Annotated in this window: 1 protein-coding gene; it reads right to left on the reverse strand. The window is 49.5% G+C overall.

What is annotated here, in order from left to right:
* Nucleotides 1–172, reverse strand: a 172-nt coding sequence (locus SB773_RS30325) for a hypothetical protein (protein ID WP_410593899.1), incomplete at its 3' end; no start/stop codon positions are given.
* Between the last annotated feature and the right edge of the window lie 210 nt (nt 173–382).

Here is a 382-nt window from a genome sequence, read left to right on the forward strand (position 1 = left end):
TAGAGGTGTATTCGCCACTTGTGTCATAGACACGTAGCGGAGGATTAGGGGTTGTGCCATAAGGACCTTCTGAGGGATGAAGGCTGATTTCTCGCAAAGGTACTCGAATGTCTGGACGACTGCCTGTTTCATAAACTTTGCTGCTACCTGGAAACGCTGGAATCGAGAACATCAAAAAACCTCCTTGGAATGGTTGCACGTAGCGAGAACCTTTTGGGGAGGCGAAAGAATCTATCGCGCCATTAAAAAACGCCGCATGGGGGCATGCGACGCCAGACGCGAGAGTGGAGAAGAAAACGGGTATTCAAAAGAATACGCGCCTCTTTTCGTGTCGTAAATGACAATTCCTCCGCTGGCATTACCCAGTTCAGGTTCAACGGTC

Source organism: Bacillus sp. SIMBA_074, assembly GCF_046534555.1.
GTDB classification, from domain to species: domain Bacteria; phylum Bacillota; class Bacilli; order Bacillales; family Bacillaceae_G; genus Bacillus_A; species Bacillus_A mycoides.